Below are 1,326 nucleotides of genomic sequence, written 5' to 3'. Positions count from 1 at the left end.
TGTATTCTGTCAAGTAAAAATCCCTGGTTTTGCCAAAGCAAATTCCTTGGTATTGCCACGGGAATTCCCTGGTTTTGCCACGCTATTTTACCCGCATGAGAGCGTTGCGCAGGCGGTAACTCTGCCCCTCAAAGGTCAGCAGGTGGCCATGATGTGCCAGGCGGTCAATCATAGCCGCAGCCATCTGGTCGTCGGTAAAGATGGTGCCCCACTTGGAAAACTCCAGATTGGTGGTAATGATGAGACTCCGGCGTTCGTAGCAGCTTGAGATCAGTTGGAAGAGGAGCTGTGCCTGCTCCTTCTCCAGGGGAAGATAACCCCACTCGTCCAGAATTACCAGTTCCGCCCGGTCAATGGATTGTAGCAGTTTCTCCAGGTTGCCGCTCCGGCGTGCCTCGTCCAGCTTGGTGGCCAGAGACGCAGCAGTAAAGAACCTGGTCTCCAAGCCAGCCTCGCAGGCAGCAACGCCCAGAGCAATGGCCAGATGGGTCTTTCCGGTTCCAACCGGACCATAGAGGATCAGGTTGCGCTTCATACGCACAAAGTTGCAGCTGGTCACATCCTCTGCCGGCAAGGCCGCCGGTAAGCGCAGAGCTGTCCATTCATAATCGTCCAGCGTCTTGCGTACAGGGAACGCAGCCCGCTTCAGCAGCCGTTCCCGCCGCAGGCGCTCCCGGTGAGCCAGTTCCTGGCTGAGCACCTGGTAGAGGAATTCCTCCTGCCTGGGGGTGGCCTCCAGTTCGCACATGGTCACCACCTGCTGGGTCAGGGCCAGCCGCTTGCAGGCTTTAGAGATTTCCTGCCGGATCAATGCCCGTTCCATCAGCACACCTCTTCTTTCAGCAGCTCATCATAGCGCTCCAGACCAGCATCATTGGCGTGCTGGATCCCCATGGACATGAGACCTGCCAGATACTCCGCACCAACCTCTTCGCCCTGACTTCGGCGAGTCAGCATCTGTTCCACGGCGTTGAGGGCAATATCAAAGTCATACCGGCCTGCCAACTCCTGCATCTGGGTCATTACCTGCCGCAGCCCGGCCTTATCCATCTCATCCAGATAATCCCGCAGGGGGCAGGGAATATTTTCGCGGACCTGGCTGTTGTGCCATGCCCCGGGTTTCCTGGACAGATCCCCCAGCATAAGCAGCCAATCGCCAGTGTCGGTACGTTTCCCGCCAAACTGCCGCTCAAAGGATGAGATCACCCGGTTTTTGCTGTCCAGCGGCTCTACCGTAAAGGCGCCAATGCGTACCCACAACTCGCTGTCCGCATATTGCGGGCCGATGTTGTAAAAGTGGCAGTTATCAATACAGAACTTCCCGTA

1 protein-coding gene and 1 pseudogene are annotated in these 1,326 nt (G+C 56.9%); both read right to left on the bottom strand.

The genetic code is table 11. The features are described 5' to 3' along the window. Positions 1 to 82: 82 nt before the first annotated feature. Positions 83 to 823 carry an IS21-like element helper ATPase IstB gene (gene istB, locus ACTQ3R_RS16505; protein ID WP_441780228.1) on the bottom strand — a complete coding sequence of 247 codons (741 nt, stop codon included), beginning with the start codon at positions 821 to 823 and terminating at the stop codon, positions 83 to 85. Next, positions 823 to 1,326 (bottom strand): annotated as a pseudogene (locus ACTQ3R_RS16500) (hypothetical protein); the annotation flags it as partial. The pseudogene ACTQ3R_RS16500 and the gene istB, both read right to left, overlap by 1 nt.

It is taken from the genome of Lawsonibacter sp. LCP25S3_E2 (genome assembly GCF_052117285.1).
Classification (GTDB): Bacteria; Bacillota; Clostridia; order Oscillospirales; family Oscillospiraceae; genus Lawsonibacter.
The sequence above is the reverse complement of the archived record's forward strand: the minus strand, read 5'-3'. Positions and strand labels throughout refer to the sequence as shown.

Excerpts from the sequence above, each read along its gene's own strand:
- istB (WP_441780228.1), bottom strand. The coding sequence starts at position 823 with ATGGAACGGGCATTGATCCGGCAGGAAATCTCTAAAGCCTGCAAGCGG.